The organism is Gemmatimonadaceae bacterium (genome assembly GCA_036496605.1).
Classification (GTDB): Bacteria; Gemmatimonadota; Gemmatimonadetes; order Gemmatimonadales; family Gemmatimonadaceae; genus AG2.
In genome coordinates this window covers 66,853-82,577 of the sequence record DASXKV010000035.1, presented here as the reverse complement: position 1 = coordinate 82,577, position 15,725 = coordinate 66,853, and the positions used below count along the sequence as shown (strand labels likewise).

At 64.0% G+C, this 15,725-nt stretch carries 17 protein-coding genes and 2 tRNA genes; 2 read left to right on the top strand and 17 right to left on the bottom strand.

Annotated features, from left to right (window positions below; translation table 11 throughout):
- Positions 1–10: 10 nt before the first annotated feature.
- Positions 11–313: a hypothetical protein gene (locus VGH98_14035; GenBank protein ID HEY2377090.1), complete on the top strand. Its 303-nt coding sequence runs from the start codon at positions 11–13 to the stop codon at positions 311–313.
- 58 nt (positions 314–371) lie between these two features.
- Here the strand turns inward: VGH98_14035 and VGH98_14030 are convergent, their stop codons facing one another.
- The 9 genes from VGH98_14030 to VGH98_13990 form a co-directional block, all read right to left on the bottom strand.
- Positions 372–584: a hypothetical protein gene (locus tag VGH98_14030; GenBank protein ID HEY2377089.1), complete on the bottom strand. Its 213-nt coding sequence runs from the start codon at positions 582–584 to the stop codon at positions 372–374.
- Between the two features lie 121 nt (positions 585–705).
- Entirely contained in the window at positions 706–2,148 is a 1,443-nt protein-coding gene (locus VGH98_14025; protein HEY2377088.1) for a PQQ-binding-like beta-propeller repeat protein, read from the bottom strand.
- Positions 2,149–2,373: 225 nt separating this feature from the next.
- Complete coding sequence (locus VGH98_14020) at positions 2,374–2,616, bottom strand: hypothetical protein (protein ID HEY2377087.1); 243 nt, start codon at positions 2,614–2,616, stop codon at positions 2,374–2,376.
- 59 nt (positions 2,617–2,675) lie between these two features.
- Complete coding sequence (locus VGH98_14015; protein ID HEY2377086.1) at positions 2,676–2,993, bottom strand: hypothetical protein; 318 nt, start codon at positions 2,991–2,993, stop codon at positions 2,676–2,678.
- Between the two features lie 86 nt (positions 2,994–3,079).
- Positions 3,080–3,718, bottom strand: coding sequence for an FMN-binding negative transcriptional regulator (locus VGH98_14010; GenBank protein ID HEY2377085.1), 639 nt, complete (start codon positions 3,716–3,718; stop codon positions 3,080–3,082).
- Between the two features lie 131 nt (positions 3,719–3,849).
- Positions 3,850–5,751 (bottom strand): hypothetical protein, encoded by a 1,902-nt coding sequence (locus VGH98_14005; protein ID HEY2377084.1) that lies wholly within the window; start codon positions 5,749–5,751, stop codon positions 3,850–3,852.
- 22 nt (positions 5,752–5,773) lie between these two features.
- A complete protein-coding gene (locus VGH98_14000) occupies positions 5,774–6,418 on the bottom strand; it encodes a DUF305 domain-containing protein (GenBank protein ID HEY2377083.1) in 645 nt (214 codons plus the stop codon).
- A gap of 83 nt (positions 6,419–6,501) precedes the next feature.
- Positions 6,502–8,925, bottom strand: a complete 2,424-nt coding sequence (locus VGH98_13995; protein ID HEY2377082.1) for a TIM-barrel domain-containing protein — start codon at positions 8,923–8,925, stop codon at positions 6,502–6,504.
- 98 nt (positions 8,926–9,023) lie between these two features.
- Positions 9,024–9,281 (bottom strand): hypothetical protein, encoded by a 258-nt coding sequence (locus VGH98_13990; GenBank protein HEY2377081.1) that lies wholly within the window; start codon positions 9,279–9,281, stop codon positions 9,024–9,026.
- Positions 9,282–9,708: 427 nt separating this feature from the next.
- Here VGH98_13990 and VGH98_13985 point away from each other — a divergent pair, with 427 nt between their 5' ends.
- Positions 9,709–9,864: a hypothetical protein gene (locus VGH98_13985; protein ID HEY2377080.1), complete on the top strand. Its 156-nt coding sequence runs from the start codon at positions 9,709–9,711 to the stop codon at positions 9,862–9,864.
- Positions 9,865–10,039: 175 nt separating this feature from the next.
- On the opposite strand, the gene VGH98_13980 is transcribed toward VGH98_13985, so the two are convergent.
- The 8 genes from VGH98_13980 to VGH98_13945 all read right to left on the bottom strand — a co-directional run bounded on the left by VGH98_13980 (position 10,040) and on the right by VGH98_13945 (position 15,635).
- Positions 10,040–10,116 (bottom strand) — tRNA-Met (locus tag VGH98_13980).
- Positions 10,117–10,185: 69 nt separating this feature from the next.
- Positions 10,186–10,259, bottom strand: a tRNA-Met gene (locus VGH98_13975).
- A 105-nt stretch (positions 10,260–10,364) separates the two neighbouring features.
- Positions 10,365–10,694 (bottom strand): septum formation initiator family protein, encoded by a 330-nt coding sequence (locus tag VGH98_13970; GenBank protein ID HEY2377079.1) that lies wholly within the window; start codon positions 10,692–10,694, stop codon positions 10,365–10,367.
- 35 nt (positions 10,695–10,729) lie between these two features.
- Positions 10,730–12,010 (bottom strand): phosphopyruvate hydratase, encoded by a 1,281-nt coding sequence (eno, locus tag VGH98_13965; GenBank protein HEY2377078.1) that lies wholly within the window; start codon positions 12,008–12,010, stop codon positions 10,730–10,732.
- An 86-nt stretch (positions 12,011–12,096) separates the two neighbouring features.
- Entirely contained in the window at positions 12,097–12,822 is a 726-nt protein-coding gene (locus VGH98_13960) for a lysophospholipid acyltransferase family protein (GenBank protein HEY2377077.1), read from the bottom strand.
- A 35-nt stretch (positions 12,823–12,857) separates the two neighbouring features.
- On the bottom strand, positions 12,858–13,814 hold the full coding sequence (gene thiL, locus VGH98_13955) for a thiamine-phosphate kinase (GenBank protein ID HEY2377076.1): 957 nt from the start codon (positions 13,812–13,814) through the stop codon (positions 12,858–12,860).
- Positions 13,811–15,418: an NAD(P)H-hydrate dehydratase gene (locus VGH98_13950; protein HEY2377075.1), complete on the bottom strand. Its 1,608-nt coding sequence runs from the start codon at positions 15,416–15,418 to the stop codon at positions 13,811–13,813. Before VGH98_13950 ends, thiL begins: the two co-directional genes overlap by 4 nt.
- Positions 15,419–15,437: 19 nt before the next feature.
- Positions 15,438–15,635 (bottom strand): hypothetical protein, encoded by a 198-nt coding sequence (locus VGH98_13945; GenBank protein ID HEY2377074.1) that lies wholly within the window; start codon positions 15,633–15,635, stop codon positions 15,438–15,440.
- Positions 15,636–15,725 lie beyond the last annotated feature (90 nt).

Below are 15,725 nucleotides of genomic sequence, written 5' to 3'. Positions count from 1 at the left end.
AACCTCGGTGATGAGTATCCTTCTCGAGTATCTCGATCAAGTGTATCGCGCCGCGATGCGGCGCGATCAGGCGCGGGTCCGCGAGCTGCTCGAGCACGGGCTGGCAACGCAGCTCCCAGGCGACGTGCGCGCGGAGGCGCTCGCGATCGTCAACTCACCGCGTGCCAGCTTGCGCGCACCCATCAGGATGCTGCAGCACCGCCAGCGGATGGTCCAGCTGGAGATGGATTTGCCTGACGAGGACGATCAGCAACTCGAGCTGGACCTGCGAACGGAACGCCGCGCAAGGGCGGCGCTCGGCGCGGACGACTAGTGTAATCGCGCGACGCGCGCGCCCGAATGGTGCTGGCGAGCACTCGATCGCGCCGCAGTTAGTCCTCTTCTGTGCCAGTCGCGTCGACGGAAACGTTGAGATCCTGGTGGAGCGATGCATCGCCGCTGACGATGGCGCGCCAGGACAACTCCTGTCCTTTGCGATGTCCCTTCTCCGTCACCTTCACGCCGTCTGGTCCTACCGACACGGTGTAGAGGCGTCCGTCCAGTTCAAGCTCACGCTTTATGGTTTTTTCGAGCCGCGTCGTCATGCTGCGTCGTCTCCTTGCAAAGGCCGAAAATGAGCGCGTGCCAATCATGAGCGTCCGCGCCATCGCGGCAAGCTAGATAGCTCGGAAGCGCGACGATAGAGGGTGAGCTGACGACCTGGACCTACGGCAATCGCCAGATGTTGAATATGCCCGAGGTGGCGTGTGAGTTTGCGCTCCCTTCCGGCAGCGCAATTCGTCCGTCGGCGACGATCGGGCTGTTCCAATGCCCACTTCCGCACGCGAGATCGGCGATCTCTCGTCCGCTGGTTGGATCGTACACGCGCACCGTGCCGCCCGGATCGTAGACGAAAAGCAGACCACTGGCGACGATGGGACTCGTGCCCGCGTGCGCATTATTCCACGCCGCCGTTAGGCTGCCGGCGCCGTACGTCCACGCCGCGGTCGCCCCACCATCCGCGGCGAACAGCCAGGTCGTTCCGCCTTGGTGCAGGACCGCCGGTGCCGTGAAGAGTTGGCGGCCCGATGGCGTGCCGACCGTCTGCGATTCCCCACCCTTGTGAGCGGTCGTCCCGGACAGCGTCTGGAGATCGAGGACGCGAATGGTGCCATCCTTGCCGCCTTGCGCGACGTGCGTCGCGTCGAGCAACACCGGCGACGTCGAGCCAACATCGGTATCTCCCGCCTCGAGATTCGCGGTATTCGTGGGCGTGTAGTTCGCGAGCATGCGCGTGGCGAGCGGGTCGAGCTCGACGACCGCGTCGCCCCAGTTGGTTGCGCCATCCCAGCGGCCATTCCCCGTCGCGATGTAGATGTTGCCGTTCGCGTCGACGACGGCGCCGGCGCGCCCCCAGATCGCGGATCCGCTCTGCGCACACGATGAGGGATCGATCAGCCCCGCGCGGTCGCTGCATAACGAGTTCCAGGTGTGCGACAGCTGCCCACTCGAGGCGTCGAGCACGCTGACGTGACCCTGATACGGCGGTGCATCGCCGATGTACCCGGCGGTCACGGCGATGATGTGGCCGTTCGAGTAATTGAGGGGGGACGCAATCTTCTCGCGCTGGGCGAACGACGTGATCGAGGTGCTCCAGAGCGCGTGCCCATCGGCGACGGCCAGCTTCTCGACATTGCCATCGGGCGACGCAGTGTAGATCGCGCTGCGATTCGGATCCGCGACGGGCGTGACGTTCGTGATGCGCGCCGAACCCGCGAGCTGACTGTAGCTCGAGGGTGTGAATCGCCAGAGAATCGTTCCGTCATTGGCGTCGATCGCCAGGGTTTTGCCGTACGTCGTCGTTAGGAAGAAGACGTCGTGCGCCGCGCCATTCACCTGGACGTTGTGCAGGTAGATGGCGGAGGCGTCGACCGTGCCGTCGATCGCGACCTGTTGCCGCTTCAACGTGGAGACGTTCGCCGCCGTGATTCCCGTCGTCGAATCAAAGTTGCCGCTGCGTGCAGCGTCGACATTGAACGTCGGCCAGTCGTGGCCGTTGGTGGTGACGGGCGGTGGATTGGGTGGCGTTCCGCTCGTATCGGCTGTCCGTTTGTCGGGCGCAGCGCACGCAAGCAATGCCAGGCCGAATAGCCGAGCAAAACGGGACATGGATCGTTCTCCGAGGCGAGAGGTGGGTAGAGGCCCAGGATCCAGGGAGTCGGCGAAGACAACGTCGAAGAGGATGTTAACCGGTGTGCCCCAGGGACGCGACCGGCCGAGCGGTAACGCACCTCGCCAACGCTCGGACACGCCTAACGGCGAGCCAAGCGCCGATCTCGAGCCTCGGACATTAGGTGCCCGTGGCCGTCAGGATGCTTGAATTCGTACCAATTCTTAGTACGTCCAACTGAGCGCGAAGAGGTCGTGGTCGGGCAGCTCGCGCCAATCCTCAGGGTACACCCGGACGCGACGGACGGCGTTCTCGGTCTCGAAGACGAGAGAGGGCGAGCTGCGGCGATCGAATGGCGCCGGTGGCAACTCATACACGAGCCAAGGCACCCCGTCGTCAACGATCTGACGGGCCAGGCGACGAGCGGCGCGGAGCCACTCGCCGGCTGCATTGTGATCGTGGACCATAGCACCGACGGCGCGGCATTTTTCAGGCCGGTTCCATATGTTTCGCTAATATCGGTTTGCTACTCGATCAGTCGCCGTGGCACCGGGAGTGGCTTGGCCGACTCGCACCAGACGAGTAATTGCGCCTCGGGCGCTTCCGTCCATTCAGCGGGAACGGGCGTATACCGCCGTCGTTCTCTGGTGGTCGAGAACACTAACCAGCCCTTCGCGAGATCGCCCGTGATCACGGCGCTGAGGACGCGCATCTTCCGGCGATCGAATGTTTCGCGCGCGCGTTTGCGGCGATCCAGTCCGCTGCGCCGATCGCGCCGCTCCGGCACCACGTCCCAGACTTCCCAGAGCCGGCCGCTTTCATCTCGAAATTCACGGTGCGCCATGCGGACGATGCGTTCGCATGGCGCGTACCGTTGCGTTCCCCGCTTTACACACATTGCCCCAGACCTTCCTGACCCCGGAACCGAGCTCACCTTGAGCGTTTCCGCGTCGCCACGATGTCGGCGACGGCACGATCCTTCGCCGCCGGAGACTTGAGCAGATTCTCAATAACGCCGTCGATGTCCTTCTCGGGCCGATTTTGACTCATCTTCCACTTGCCCTCGATGCGCTCGATCGACAGCTGAATGCCGACGATCGCCCGCATCTGGCGCTCGATGTAATCGCGCGGCGCATCGCCGATGGCCCACGGCGCTGGTCTCGTGCCCTCGTGCGTCGCGACGAGCTGCTGCAGATGTTGCGAGAGAAAGGCTTCGTCTGACGTGAAGCGCACGGTCCCGTAGACGTGAACGGCAACGTAATTCCAGGTGGGTACCACCTTGCCATGCTCGTCCTTCGACGCGTACCAGGATGGACTGATGTACGCATCGGGACCGGTAAAGATCACGAGCGCGCGACACGCACCGAGCTCGTGCTGCGAGTTCGCCTTCGCGATATGCCCCTCGAGCACTCCGTGGCTCCCGCCCTCGCGGTGGGCGATCAGAGGCAAGTGCGTCGCGACGAATTCTCCACCAGTCGACTGCGTGACGAGTGTGCCGAATGGATTCGCAGCGAGAAACGAGAAGAGTGTGTCCTCGTTCGTCTCCGCATTCGCTGGTGGGATATACATCGGTAGCAACTCCGGTGACGAGCGTGTAGAGCGGCGAACATCAACGTCGATACCGCGCGACGCGTGCGCATGTGAATGGCCTGCCGAAGTCGGCAGGCCATTCAGTAACTGCTGATCTCCTCGTCAGGCGCTTATTTTGAAGCCGCCGCGAGCCGACGGATTTCGGCCGCCATCGTCTTCACTCGCGGTGCGTCCGCAGCACCTTTCGCGTCGGCGTCCACCTGCGCCGCGAGCTTCGTCAACGATCTCGAGCGCGCGGCACCGCTCTCGCGCTCGGCCGCATCGAGCGCCTTGCCGATCGCCGCGGTCCGATCGCTCGAAATCCCTTTATCGCGCACGAGCTGATCCAGGTATGACCTCACGACCGGGAACGCCGCCGGGAAGGTGTAATGCGGTTGGCTCTGAGGATTGTATTCCTCCATACGGACGAGCTTCGCCGCCGCGATCTCATTCGCGGACAGCTTGTCGCTCGGTACCAACTCGAGAACATCGAATCCTCGCGCGAGCTCGGACGAGTAGATGTACCCGTTCCAGTAGTACGCGCCCCACGATCCGCCGATCGTGCCGCGGAATCGGCTGACCGCAGTCGTGGTGTCGCCGGGCGTCGGCGGCTGATCGATCGGACCACGATCGAAGAAGGCGACCTCGAATGGATGATCGGGGTTGGTGAAATCACTCACGTCCACGCCACCCTGATACCACCCCTGCACGAACAGGTCGCGGCCCGGCACCGGAATGAGCCCACCGTTATGCGATACGCAGTTTTCTTGCGCCGTCTGTGCCGATGGGATTTTGAAATACGAGTGCTGCGTCATCTTCTTGTCTTTGATGGTGAGAATGGCGTCGCCACCCATCTCCATCATGCTCGTCGCCTGACACATGGGCGACGTGCCGCCGCCCCACTCGTCCGTGAAAACGACCTTCGAGCCGTCATTGCTGAACACCGCGGTGTGCCAGAGCGAGAAGTTCGTGTCCGCCTTCGCGTCGAGACGCACCGGCTTCACGGGATTCGAGATGTCGACGAGCAGTCCATAGCTCGCGCACGCGCCGGCGAGGAGATGGAGCGACGGATACGCCGTCACGTCGTGACAGTTGCGCGGACCGGTGCGCAGTGGGTCGATGGCCGGCATCGCACCTGCGGGTGGAGCGGCGGCCGCATTCGCGGGTGCGCCAGCCGGGACAGCGCTTGGGGCGCCGTTGCCGCGACTGCCGCGTCCGCCGCGCGAAGCGCGCTCCGCCCGCTGCTCGAGTATATAAGCACTCCTCGCCGCGGGATCGAGACCGGTGAACAGGCGCGCGCCAGTGACCACTTCGGCCTGGTCGGGATGCTTGAGCGGTACCTTGATCACGTCGAGCCGGTACAGCGAGTTGTTCGGGTCAGCCGGATCCGCACCGTTGTTGCACCCCGCGAGCTCCTCGGCGGGACGCGCACCTTGGCTGCCCGAGATGTAGATGTAAACGACGTTCTTGTCGTTTGGGTCCGGGATCACCGTGTGCGTGTGCGAGCCTTTGCAGGTCTGCACGTTCTTGACGAGCTTCGGCTCTGCGGGATTCGACACGTCGTAGATGCGAACGCCCGCCATGTGATCGGCAGGATCCTTCACGCCGCCCTTTGCGCAATCAGTGCGGTTGCCCCCGCCTTCAGCAGATACGAACAGCAAATTGCCGATGATCGACGGATCGCCCTGCGAGGTTATGCAGGACACCACGGCGACGATCTGCGGCATCGCGGGATTCTTCACGTCCCACACGGTGAAGCCCGCGAAGTTGCCCTGATAGACGTAGTGATCGCGGAAGGCGAGATCCGAGTTGATGAAGGTGAGTCCGCGCGCCGTGTCGAACTGGGCGGGCTTCCTCGAGAAGGAGACTAGGCGCATCCCCTCGGCCGCCTGGCCGGCGTCGTACCACCCGGGCTTGAGCCCGTTGCGCGGATCGTTGCCGGTTGGGTAGGTCTGCGCTTGCGCGAGAGACCCGACGCCGACGAGGAACGCGATTGCGAGATTGACAGTGTGAATGCTACGTGTAGAACGCATCGAATAGGGCTCCAGTGATGGTTTAGAGATTGTTCAACATGCGGCGCATGATGCCGATCTCGGCGGTCTGCACCAGTTGGACGTCATTCGCGAACACCGACACGTCGATGTCCTGACCCGCGCGTGGTGTATCGAAGAGGTCGCTCACCATCTTGAGCGCGCCCTCGTGGTGCTGAATCATGAACATGAGGAAGAGGCGATCGAAGTCCGCGCCTTTCGCTGCATCGAGCTGCGTTAGCTGTTGGGCGGTGAGCATGCCCGGCATGCTCATCTGCCGCCAGGACGATGTATCTGGCGCGAACTGACCGTTGGCGCGCAGCCATTGCTGCATCAGCCGGATCTCGGCCTGCTGCGACTGATCGATCTTCTGCGCGAACTTGAGGAGATGCGGAGTGGCATCGTGCGCAGCTGCCAAACGGGACATGTAAATGGCTTGCGCGTGATGCGCGATCATGCCCTGCATGAAGCGGACGTCTGCCTCGGTGAAGATGGCGCCCGTCGGGATCGAAACGGGCGGTAAGTCCATGGACATTCCCGCCATCTGGCGGTGGTCCATGTGCGTGGAGGTGGGCGTGGGTTTCTGCGCGTGCGCCGTTGACGCGACCGCGAAGAGAGCGGCGGCAATGAACAGCGCGCCGGCTCGGTAGCGGTGTCGAGGGTGGATCATGATGTGCCCTGCTGGATTGGAAAGAGGACTAACCGTGTAGGCTACGCTTTGGACCGGCTTTTCGTTAGCCGAGCGAATCGGAGCTAGCGTGCCGAGGCATGGGTGATCCGCCATACGACTCGGCCAGCAAATGGGTCCGGTGACAGACGGCCACCGTCGACACGCAGCGTTTGCACGTCACCGTTTGGCAGCGCAAAGCGTCCCGACGCCGATTGACCGTCGGTACTGAAAACGCGGAGCTCGATGTGTCGCCAGTCGATGGCCGATGTGCTTTGCGCGACGGCCACGTGCGGGAGGACCGTATGATCTCGCACGAGGAGTACGATCGGAATGGCACCCGACTCGATCTCCTGCCAACGCGTACCAGCGTAGGCTTTGCCAGTTTGATAATCGATCCACGAGCCGGGCGGGAGGTACACTCGACGCCGATTGGAATCCGTGAAGAGCGGCGCCACGAGGAGGTCGGACCCGAAGAGGTATTCGTCGTCGACGAGCCACGACGTCGGATCGTCCGGATACTCGAAGAAGAGGGCGCGCAGCATCGGCCAGCCGTGTGCCGCCGATTCTCTGGCCTGCGCCCAGACGTAAGGCATCAACGCATACTTCAACTCGACGGCACGACGAAAGTCATCGACGAATGCGGAGTCGTACGTCCATGGCTCGCGCGGTGGGGCGCCGTGGGTCCGTGTGTGCGAGGTCAATACGCCAAAGGCCAGCCACCGCCGGTAGAGATCGCGCGGTGCACGATTCAGGAAACCGCCAACGTCATGACTCCAGAAGCTGAAGCCGGACAGGCCCAACGACAGACCGGCGCGGAGCTCGGCAGCCATCGCCTGATTGGTGTTCTCGGCATCGCCGCCCCAGTGCACAGGGTATCGCTGGCTCCCCGCCCACGCGCTTCGGGCCCAGATGATTCCCTCGTTAGGTCCACGGACTTCTCGCGTCACCTCGGTCACGGCATCCTGATAGCGCAACGGATACAGGTTATGCTCGTACCAACCGGTGCGTCCGGAGTGATAGATCCCGGTGAGGGGGGCCCCTTCGCCGAAGTCGGCTTTGATGACGCTCACCCCCATCTCGAGCAGAGCCCTCAGCTTTCGCTGGTACCAGCGAACCGCTGCCGGATTGCTCATGTCGAGCACTGCGTCCTCAGCCGGGAGCCGTCCGCCTTCGTTAGGCACGAAATATCCGCTGTCGACGAGCACGCGCCACAGCGGATTCTTGGGCGTGAAGTACGTGTACTGCCAGAGACTCACATGGAAGCCCTGGGCAGCGAGATCGCCGATCATTTTCGCCGGATCCGTGAACCGCGATCGCGAGAACTGGAAGTCGCCGCGCCAATCGGTCTCGAACCAGCCCGTGTCGAGGTGGAGCACATCCGCCGGAATGCGATACTGTCGCAGCTTGGCGGCGACGTCACGCACCTGTGCTTCGGAGTTGTACGTGATGCGGCTCATCCAGAACCCAAAGGACCAGAGGGGCGGCACCGGACTTCGTCCCGTCAACGCGGTGTACTCGCTCACGACGTCCTTCGGTGCGCCGAGAAAGACGAAGAGGTCGAGTAGCTCGTCGCCGGTATAGATCGCGTGGTGTGCATCGAACTCGGCGCCGACGTCGAAGGTGACCGGCGCCGACGTGTGCACGAACATTCCGTAGCCGTTGCTGCTGAGAAAGAACGGAATCGCCTTATACTGCAGCGGACTCTGAGCGCCCATTGCGTCGCGCAGGAATGCAACGATCCGCTGGCCACGCTTATCGAGGCGCGTGAACGATTCACCGAAGCCGTAGATCTTTTCGTTAGGCGAGAGCTCGAAGGTTGCGGCAGCGCTGCGCCCGACGTCGCGCGAGCGACGGAGGAAGGAGAATGGAACGTACGTCGTCAACGAGGGCGGTTCGTTGAGGCGCTGCGTGCGTGTGAGGAGATGCCCTGCGGCATCGTACAACTCGATCGACCACGGGTCTTTTATCATCCGCAGTCTGCCGAACGCGCTTCGATAGGTCACGACGCTGTCGCTCGTCTCGACGCGCCACGAGCTGTCGATCGGGACCGGGCCGGCGAGCATGAGCGATGGCGTGCTCTCGAGCTCCGCGAGCGGGACGTCACGCGTCGCGAAGCGAAGACGCACCGTACGCGGACTCACGAAATCGATGGCGAAAGACAGTACCGGATCGCGGTCGTACTCCGTCTGTGGGAATTCATTCGACGGTGCGCGCGCAAAGCCGCGATCGATTTTCTGAAAGTTGAAGCTCGGCTGGCGCACGTAGCGGTCCCACTGCAAGGCTCCGCGCCCGGTGCGCGGATCGAACCGAATGACGCGGCTCGCGACGAAGAGCACCTGTTCCGGTTTCAGAAACTCGGCGCCGACGTCGACGACGTCACCCAGGCTCTGGGCTCGAGCGCCGACGAACGGCGAGACGCTCGCCGTGAGCGCGAGGGCGAGTCCCGCGACGGAACGTCGGGCTCGCGTATTTGGAGTGACGTTTGGAGAACCGGGCTGCAAGTTCATCGACGGGGGGAATTGTGGCGTCGAGAACTTGCAGCCGTTTCATGCCCGATGGCGAGCCCCGCGGCAGCGCATGGTGAAACCGGCGTCGCGCCTGTGCGTCACGCGAGCTGCACGGTGGCAGGCGGTTCCCCGTGCTCCTGTACCTCATCGAGCGAGTCGAGAGGAAGGTCGACGGAGAAGGAACCATCATGCGACCTGAAGGCGTCGAGATCCCGGAAGAGTCGCACGTTGCCCTTGCAAGGAGCCTGATTGACCACGAATCCGGGATAGGTGTTCTGCTGCTGGAACCAGTCGGCGCGGCCGGAACCGAGAACCGGCGAAGTCTTGGCGCGCCACCATTTGACTTGAGGAATCATCGGTCGAGGGAATGAGCGTTTGATAATCAGTGAGCTGCACACACCATAGCTCGCACCAGCATTGTCGGCAGATCCCGACTCTCGATGGCGCAACGCTTGGCAAGAAACAGACCGATCGTGATCCAAATCACTGAGTGAGGGAGCAACTTCCAAGCGCGCTACCCCCGGGACACCAGCGTCGCGAAGCGGCGGCTCGATAACGTCATGACCGATGCTGATCGAGCCGTCAGCTAACGCTGGATCGCGAGCCGGAGCAACATAACGACGCCATGGTTCGCGACATGCAAAGAGTCCATGTCCATCTGGGCACAAGCCCCGACAAGCATCGTACCGGTGCTAGCGGCGCCTCATAGCAAGGAGTCGTGGCTGATAGCTTTAATGGGCCGCGGTCTCCTCCGCGCGCCTTGACCTCAACCACCAGGCAGCCGTGCCGCCCAAGCGCAACTACGATTTCGAGAAGCGTCGTAAAGAACAGGACCGCAAGACCAAGAAGGACCTCAAGCGCTCCGAGCGGCAGCAGCGCCGTAATGAGCGACGAGTCGATGAGGCGCCGACGCCGGAGAACACAGACCGCTCGCAGTAGCGCCGTGCGGCGCTACTCGACGCCCGCTCCGCTTGTCATATAGGGTGGCCCAAGAATCTGGCACTGCGCGCCCTGTCGCTCGGCGCGCCTGTCCCAAGTCTGTCCCACTAAACAGCCGGAGCCTAGAAACGACAAGAGCGATGCGTCGTGACTCGCATCGCCCTTATCGCTTAGCTGGTAGCAGGGGTGGGACTCGAACCCACGACCCCGGCATTATGAGTGCCGTGCTCTAACCACCTGAGCTACCCTGCCCCTCGTTGCAAAATCAGCGAGCAAACCGCTGAAACGCAACGGCCGGCCCTCGCGGACCGGCCGTCTCAATAGCGGGGGCGGGATTTGAACCCGCGACCTTCGGGTTATGAGCCCGACGAGCTACCAGGCTGCTCCACCCCGCGTCAGTGCGTTGGAAGTTACCGGGCACCTAAACGAAGTCAAGTCACGTCCCCGCCTTCACTAAGACAGGAAAGCAGAGCCTTCGTCGCTACGAACGACAAGCACGTCTACCGCCGCCGTTTCGCTGCCGAATCACGCGCGCTGTCGCGCGGCCCCGCAAAACGATACAGCAGCTCCTTCGTGCCGCGCACCATGCCGAAGTCTTCGCGCGCAAGCCGCTCCTGCAACTTCGGATCGTGCTGCAACCGGTCGCGGTAGTGTTGCAGCGAATCGACGACGCGCGTGAGGGAATCGATCGCGGCGACCATCTGCTCGCGATCGCGACGCTGCCGCACGAGGTCGAGTGTGCTGTACTCACCGCCCTGCACGGCGAACACCAGCGCGCCGGCGATGACGGCCGCCCAGAGCAATCGAGGCAGCGAGGAATGTTTCGCCATCACCAGCGACCAATCACCAACCACCGATGAGCATTCTATAAACCGTAGAGCGCGCCGCCGGGGAACTCGGCGGCGGCGCCAAGCTGCTCCTCGATGCGCAGCAGCTGGTTGTACTTCGCGACGCGGTCGGTGCGGCTCGCCGAGCCCGTCTTGATCTGCCCGACGCCGGTCCCGACCGCGAGGTCCGCGATGAACGTGTCTTCCGTCTCGCCAGAGCGGTGCGAGATGACTGACAGATACCCCGCGGCACGCGCCATCTCGATCGCCTCGAGGGTTTCGCTGAGTGTCCCGATCTGATTCACCTTGATGAGAATCGCATTGGCGACGCCGTTCTCGATACCACGCGCGAGTCGCTCGGTGTTCGTGACGAAGATGTCGTCACCGACGAGTTGGCATCGCTCGCCGATCGCGCTCGTGAGCTTTGCCCAGCCGTCCCAGTCGTCCTCGGCGAGACCATCCTCGATCGACACGATCGGGTACTCGTTGAGCCACGAGCGATAGAGCTCGATCATCCCCTCGGCGTCCTTCTTCCCTGCCCCGCTCTTCTTGAAGACGTAGGCGCCGTCCTGATAGAGCTCGCTCGCCGCGACGTCGAGCGCCAGCGCGATCTCCTTGCCTGGCGCATAACCGGCGCTCTGAATCGCCTCGATGATGACATTGAGCGCTTCCTCATCATCACGGAGGTCCGGAGCGAAGCCGCCTTCGTCGCCGACGCCCGTGCTCAGCTTCCGCTTGCCGAGCACCTTCTTGAGCGCGTGAAACACTTCAGCGCCCATACGCAATGCATCGCTGAACGTCTCGGCGCCGACCGGCACGATCATGAACTCCTGAAAGTCCACCGTGTTGCTCGCGTGCGCACCGCCGTTGAGAATGTTCATCATCGGCACGGGCATCACGCGCGCGAGCGGCCCGCCGAGATAGCGGTAGAGGGGCAAGCCAACGGAAAGCGCCGCGGCGCGTGACGTCGCCATGGAGACGGCGAGCAGCGAATTGGCGCCGAGCTTGGACTTGTTAGCCGTGCCGTCGAGCTCGAGCATCGTCGTATCGACGCCAAGCTGATCGGTCGCTTCGCAACCACGCAGCGCGGGCGCGATTGCCTCTTCGATGTTGCGCACGGCGTGCCTAACGCCTTTGCCGCCGTAACGGTCGGTCTCGCCGTCGCGCAATTCGATGGCTTCGTGCTCGCCGGTGCTCGCGCCACTCGGGACGGCGGCGCGTCCCATGACTCCGTCATCGAGAATGACGTCGGCTTCCACGGTTGGATTGCCGCGGCTGTCGAGGATCTCGCGGGCGTGAATATCGACGATCTGGGACACGTTGGGAGGGGCTAGGGGCTAGGTGCTAGGTGGTCGGTGCTAGGTGCTAGGACTCCGCTACGCGTCACTCGTCACTCCACAGCGCATCAGGCCGTTCTTTCACCCACTTCTGCAATTGGATACTCATCGGTTCCGACGCCGTACTTGTCGCGCATCGTATCGGCCATGCGCGTCCAGACCCGCGTCATCAACTCGGCGCGGTCATCGTAGTCGAGTCCCTTGGTTTCGATCGGATCGAGGAAGTGCACGTCGATGATTCCCGGACGAATGCGGAATGAGCCCTTGGGCATGATTTCGCGCGAGCCATGGACGACGGTCGGAACGATCGGGCATTGCGATGCGATGGCGAGGACGAACGGACCCTTCTTGAAGGGGCGCAGATGATAGTCCCGGCCGCGTGTGCCCTCGGGATACACGACGATCGATCGACCACGCTCGACCTCTTTCGCGGCGAGCTTGTACGACTCGAACGCCGCCTTACGATTGTCGCGATCGAGGAAGACGATTCCGGCGGCCTCAGCGCCATAGCCGAACAACGGAATTCTCCTCAACTCGGACTTGGCGATGAAGCTGTACCGCGGCAGTTCCGCAGCGAGCGCGAACACATCGAACCAGCTCACGTGGTTGGAGATGTACACCACGCCGCGGCCGCTCGAGAGCAACTCGGGGTTGTGGATGCGCGTCCGAACGCCGGCCGCCGTGAGCAACGATCTCGCCCAGGCTCGTGTCGCCCAAGCGTAGATGCTACGCGGTCCCTCCTTCGCTCCGAGAAGGCGCGCGACGATCACGACGGGCGCGAGAATGGCCGTCATGATAAGTCCGATAATACCGACCAGGGCGATGCGCATCAAAGAGAAAGGTGATCGTAGCCTGAAGGCTTCGCAACGCGCTCTTCGCCACGCCGAAATAGGATGCCCTCGTCGCGGGACGTCGCACGGCCAATGGCAGTGAGCGGCAGGTTGAACATCCGCTCGAATTCGGCGGTGTCCAACTCCGCGCGCGCCCCAACGAGCAATTCGTATTCTTCGCCGCTGGCCGCCGCCTGAATGACATCTCGCAAGCCGTCGACGAGTGGGAGTCGGGCGAGGTCGATGTCGGCGCCGACGTCGCTCGCGGCGACGAGGTGCTCGAGGTCGGCAGCGAGACCGTCGGAGATATCAATTGCGGCAACCGCGCCACGGTCCGCAAGCCAGCGCGCCTCTCGCAAACGGGCGACCGGTCGCGCAAAGCGTGCGCGGAGCTCCGGCTTCGGCACCGTACCCTTCTGCCACGCCGCAACAGCCGCCGCCGGCCCTCCGAAACAACCGGTGACATAAATGCGGTCGCCCGGGCGCAGCCCATCACGCCCAAGTGGAGTAAAGACGGAACCGAGCACGGTCGTCGTTAGGCCGAGCGTATCGGCAGCCGATACGTTTCCGCCGAGTATGTATGTCCCGGCTGCCTCGAGGGCATCGCCGATACCGTCGGCGAGGTCAGCCAGGCTGTCCCGATACGATGGCGAGAGATTGAACGCAACGAGGACGCCTAACGGGCGAGCGGCCATCGCGGCGAGATCGCTGAGCGCCGCGGTGACGGCGCGGTAGCCGATCTCGCGCGCGGAGAGCCAGCCGGTGCGGAAATGCCGGCCCTCGAGCGTGGTGTCGACGCTGACGACAAGCGAATCTCCTCGTGGGACATGTAGGACCGCGGCGTCGTCGCCGATCCCGGTCGCTCGCTTGCCCCACCGCCCGAGCATCGCGCGAATGGCATCGAACTCAGCACCACCGCCGAGCGCGAGGCTTGGCTGGCTCGCCTCCGGGCTCACGCGCCCTCTCCGACAGCGGGGAGCTCGAGCAATACCGGATATCGGGGCAACGGAGCCGCGCGCGGCCAGCATGACGGCAAGGCGAGGAGCACGTCCTCGAGTGTGAAGCCGCGGACGCGCGGCGTGCGGGGTGCGGAGCGCGGGGCGCGACCCTTGTCGGGCAGAACGGCAATTTCAGCAGCGCGGCCGTGAATCCAGGCGCCGACGGCGCCTGCCGTCAGCGCGTCACCGATCTGCGTGAGCAACGTGCCGGCGATGCCGGAGAGAATGTCGCCGCTCCCCGCAGCGGCGAGAACGGGATTTCCCGCCGCACTGACGAGCCGATCGCCGTTAGGCCCCGAGATGGTCGTCGGAGTGCCTTTGAACAAGACGGTTGCACCGAGGCGCTTCGCAAACACGGCACCGACCCCGAAGCGTTCGGAGAGAACTTGCTCGATCTTCATCGAAGCGAGCCGCGAGAATTCTGCCGGGTGTGGCGTGAGCAGCACCTGCCGCTGGCCAACGGCACGCGCGAGCGCATCGGCGTCGCCATCGAAGACGTTGAGTGCATCGGCATCGAGCAGTACCGGCCCCTGCCAGCTCGCGAGTACGCGCTCGACAAGAGCACGCGACTCGGTGCTCCGGCCCAGGCCGGGTCCGATGACGACGCCGTCCGCCCACGAAAGGACTTCCCGCTCGAGCGATTTCGCATCGCCGGGCCAGCTTCCCGCGAGCGCGAACGGCTCGGCCGCTTGGACGACGGCCAGACTCTCTGGAGCGACGACCAGCCGCACCATGCCGATCCCGCTGCGCATCGCCGCGCGCGCGGCGAGAATGGAAGCGCCGGCCATACCAGGCGCGCCACCGACGATGGCCAACTTCTTTCGTGTCCCCTTATGCGCATCGGCGGCGATCGGCGGCACGTTTCGAAAAACCCACGCCTCGTCGACGATCGGCGGCGCACCATCCTTGCGCGATGCATGCGCGCCGAGTCCGATGTCGAGCACGACGATGGTGCCGCACGCCTGACGAGTCACGAGGTGTCCGCGCTTCACCGCGCCAAAGGTGAACGTGAGGTCCGCCTGGACGGCGTGCGTCGCTTCGCCGGTTGTCGCATCGAGTCCCGTCGGCAGATCGATCGCAACGACGAGCGCGCCACGCGTGCGCGCTTCGTTGATCGCGCTCACGCAGTCGGCAATTGCTCCGCGCGGGGTGCCTGACGAGCCCGTGCCGAGTAAACCGTCTATTGTAACCCCTTCGCTGCGCTCGCTCGTCCCAAAGGAGCCGGGACCATCAAGCGTCACGAATGGCACTGCGAGCGCGCGCTCGGCAATCGCGTCCGGCGTCTTCGGCGGCGCGGCCTCCACGACGCGCACCGCAATGCCCGTCGCCGCGAGCGCGCGGGCGACGACCCATGCGTCGCCACCATTGTTGCCGGGTCCGGCGAAGACACGCACGCCACCGGCGAGGCGTCGTGGCGCACGCAGCATTAGTTCGCCCGCCATGGCGGCACCGGCGCGCTGCATCAGCGCGCGAGACGGAACACCGCCAGCGATGGCCGCCGCATCGCGTGCGGCCGATTGTTCACTATCGACGACGAGAACGCGCGGCCAATCGTCGCGCATGTCGCCAGCTACGTCGTCGTTATTTGTGTGACGTCCCGATCGTGCGTCCGTAGCTCAGCTCACCGTTATCGATGCGCACGTTGAAACCGCATTCGGGATTGCTGCATGCCCACGCCTTGTACGTGATCGGCGCGCCATCGCGACCGTAGTCGCTGAGTGGGAGTAAGAGTCCTTCTTTGCACTTGCGGCAGCTCGGCAACTCCGTCGCCTTCTCCATTCTCCCTCCCCATCCCGTGGCGACGCCCTTGCTCGCTGCGCTCGCAGAAGCTCATAGAGCCGCGCGCGCTGCACGCGCGCTCGTCGCCGG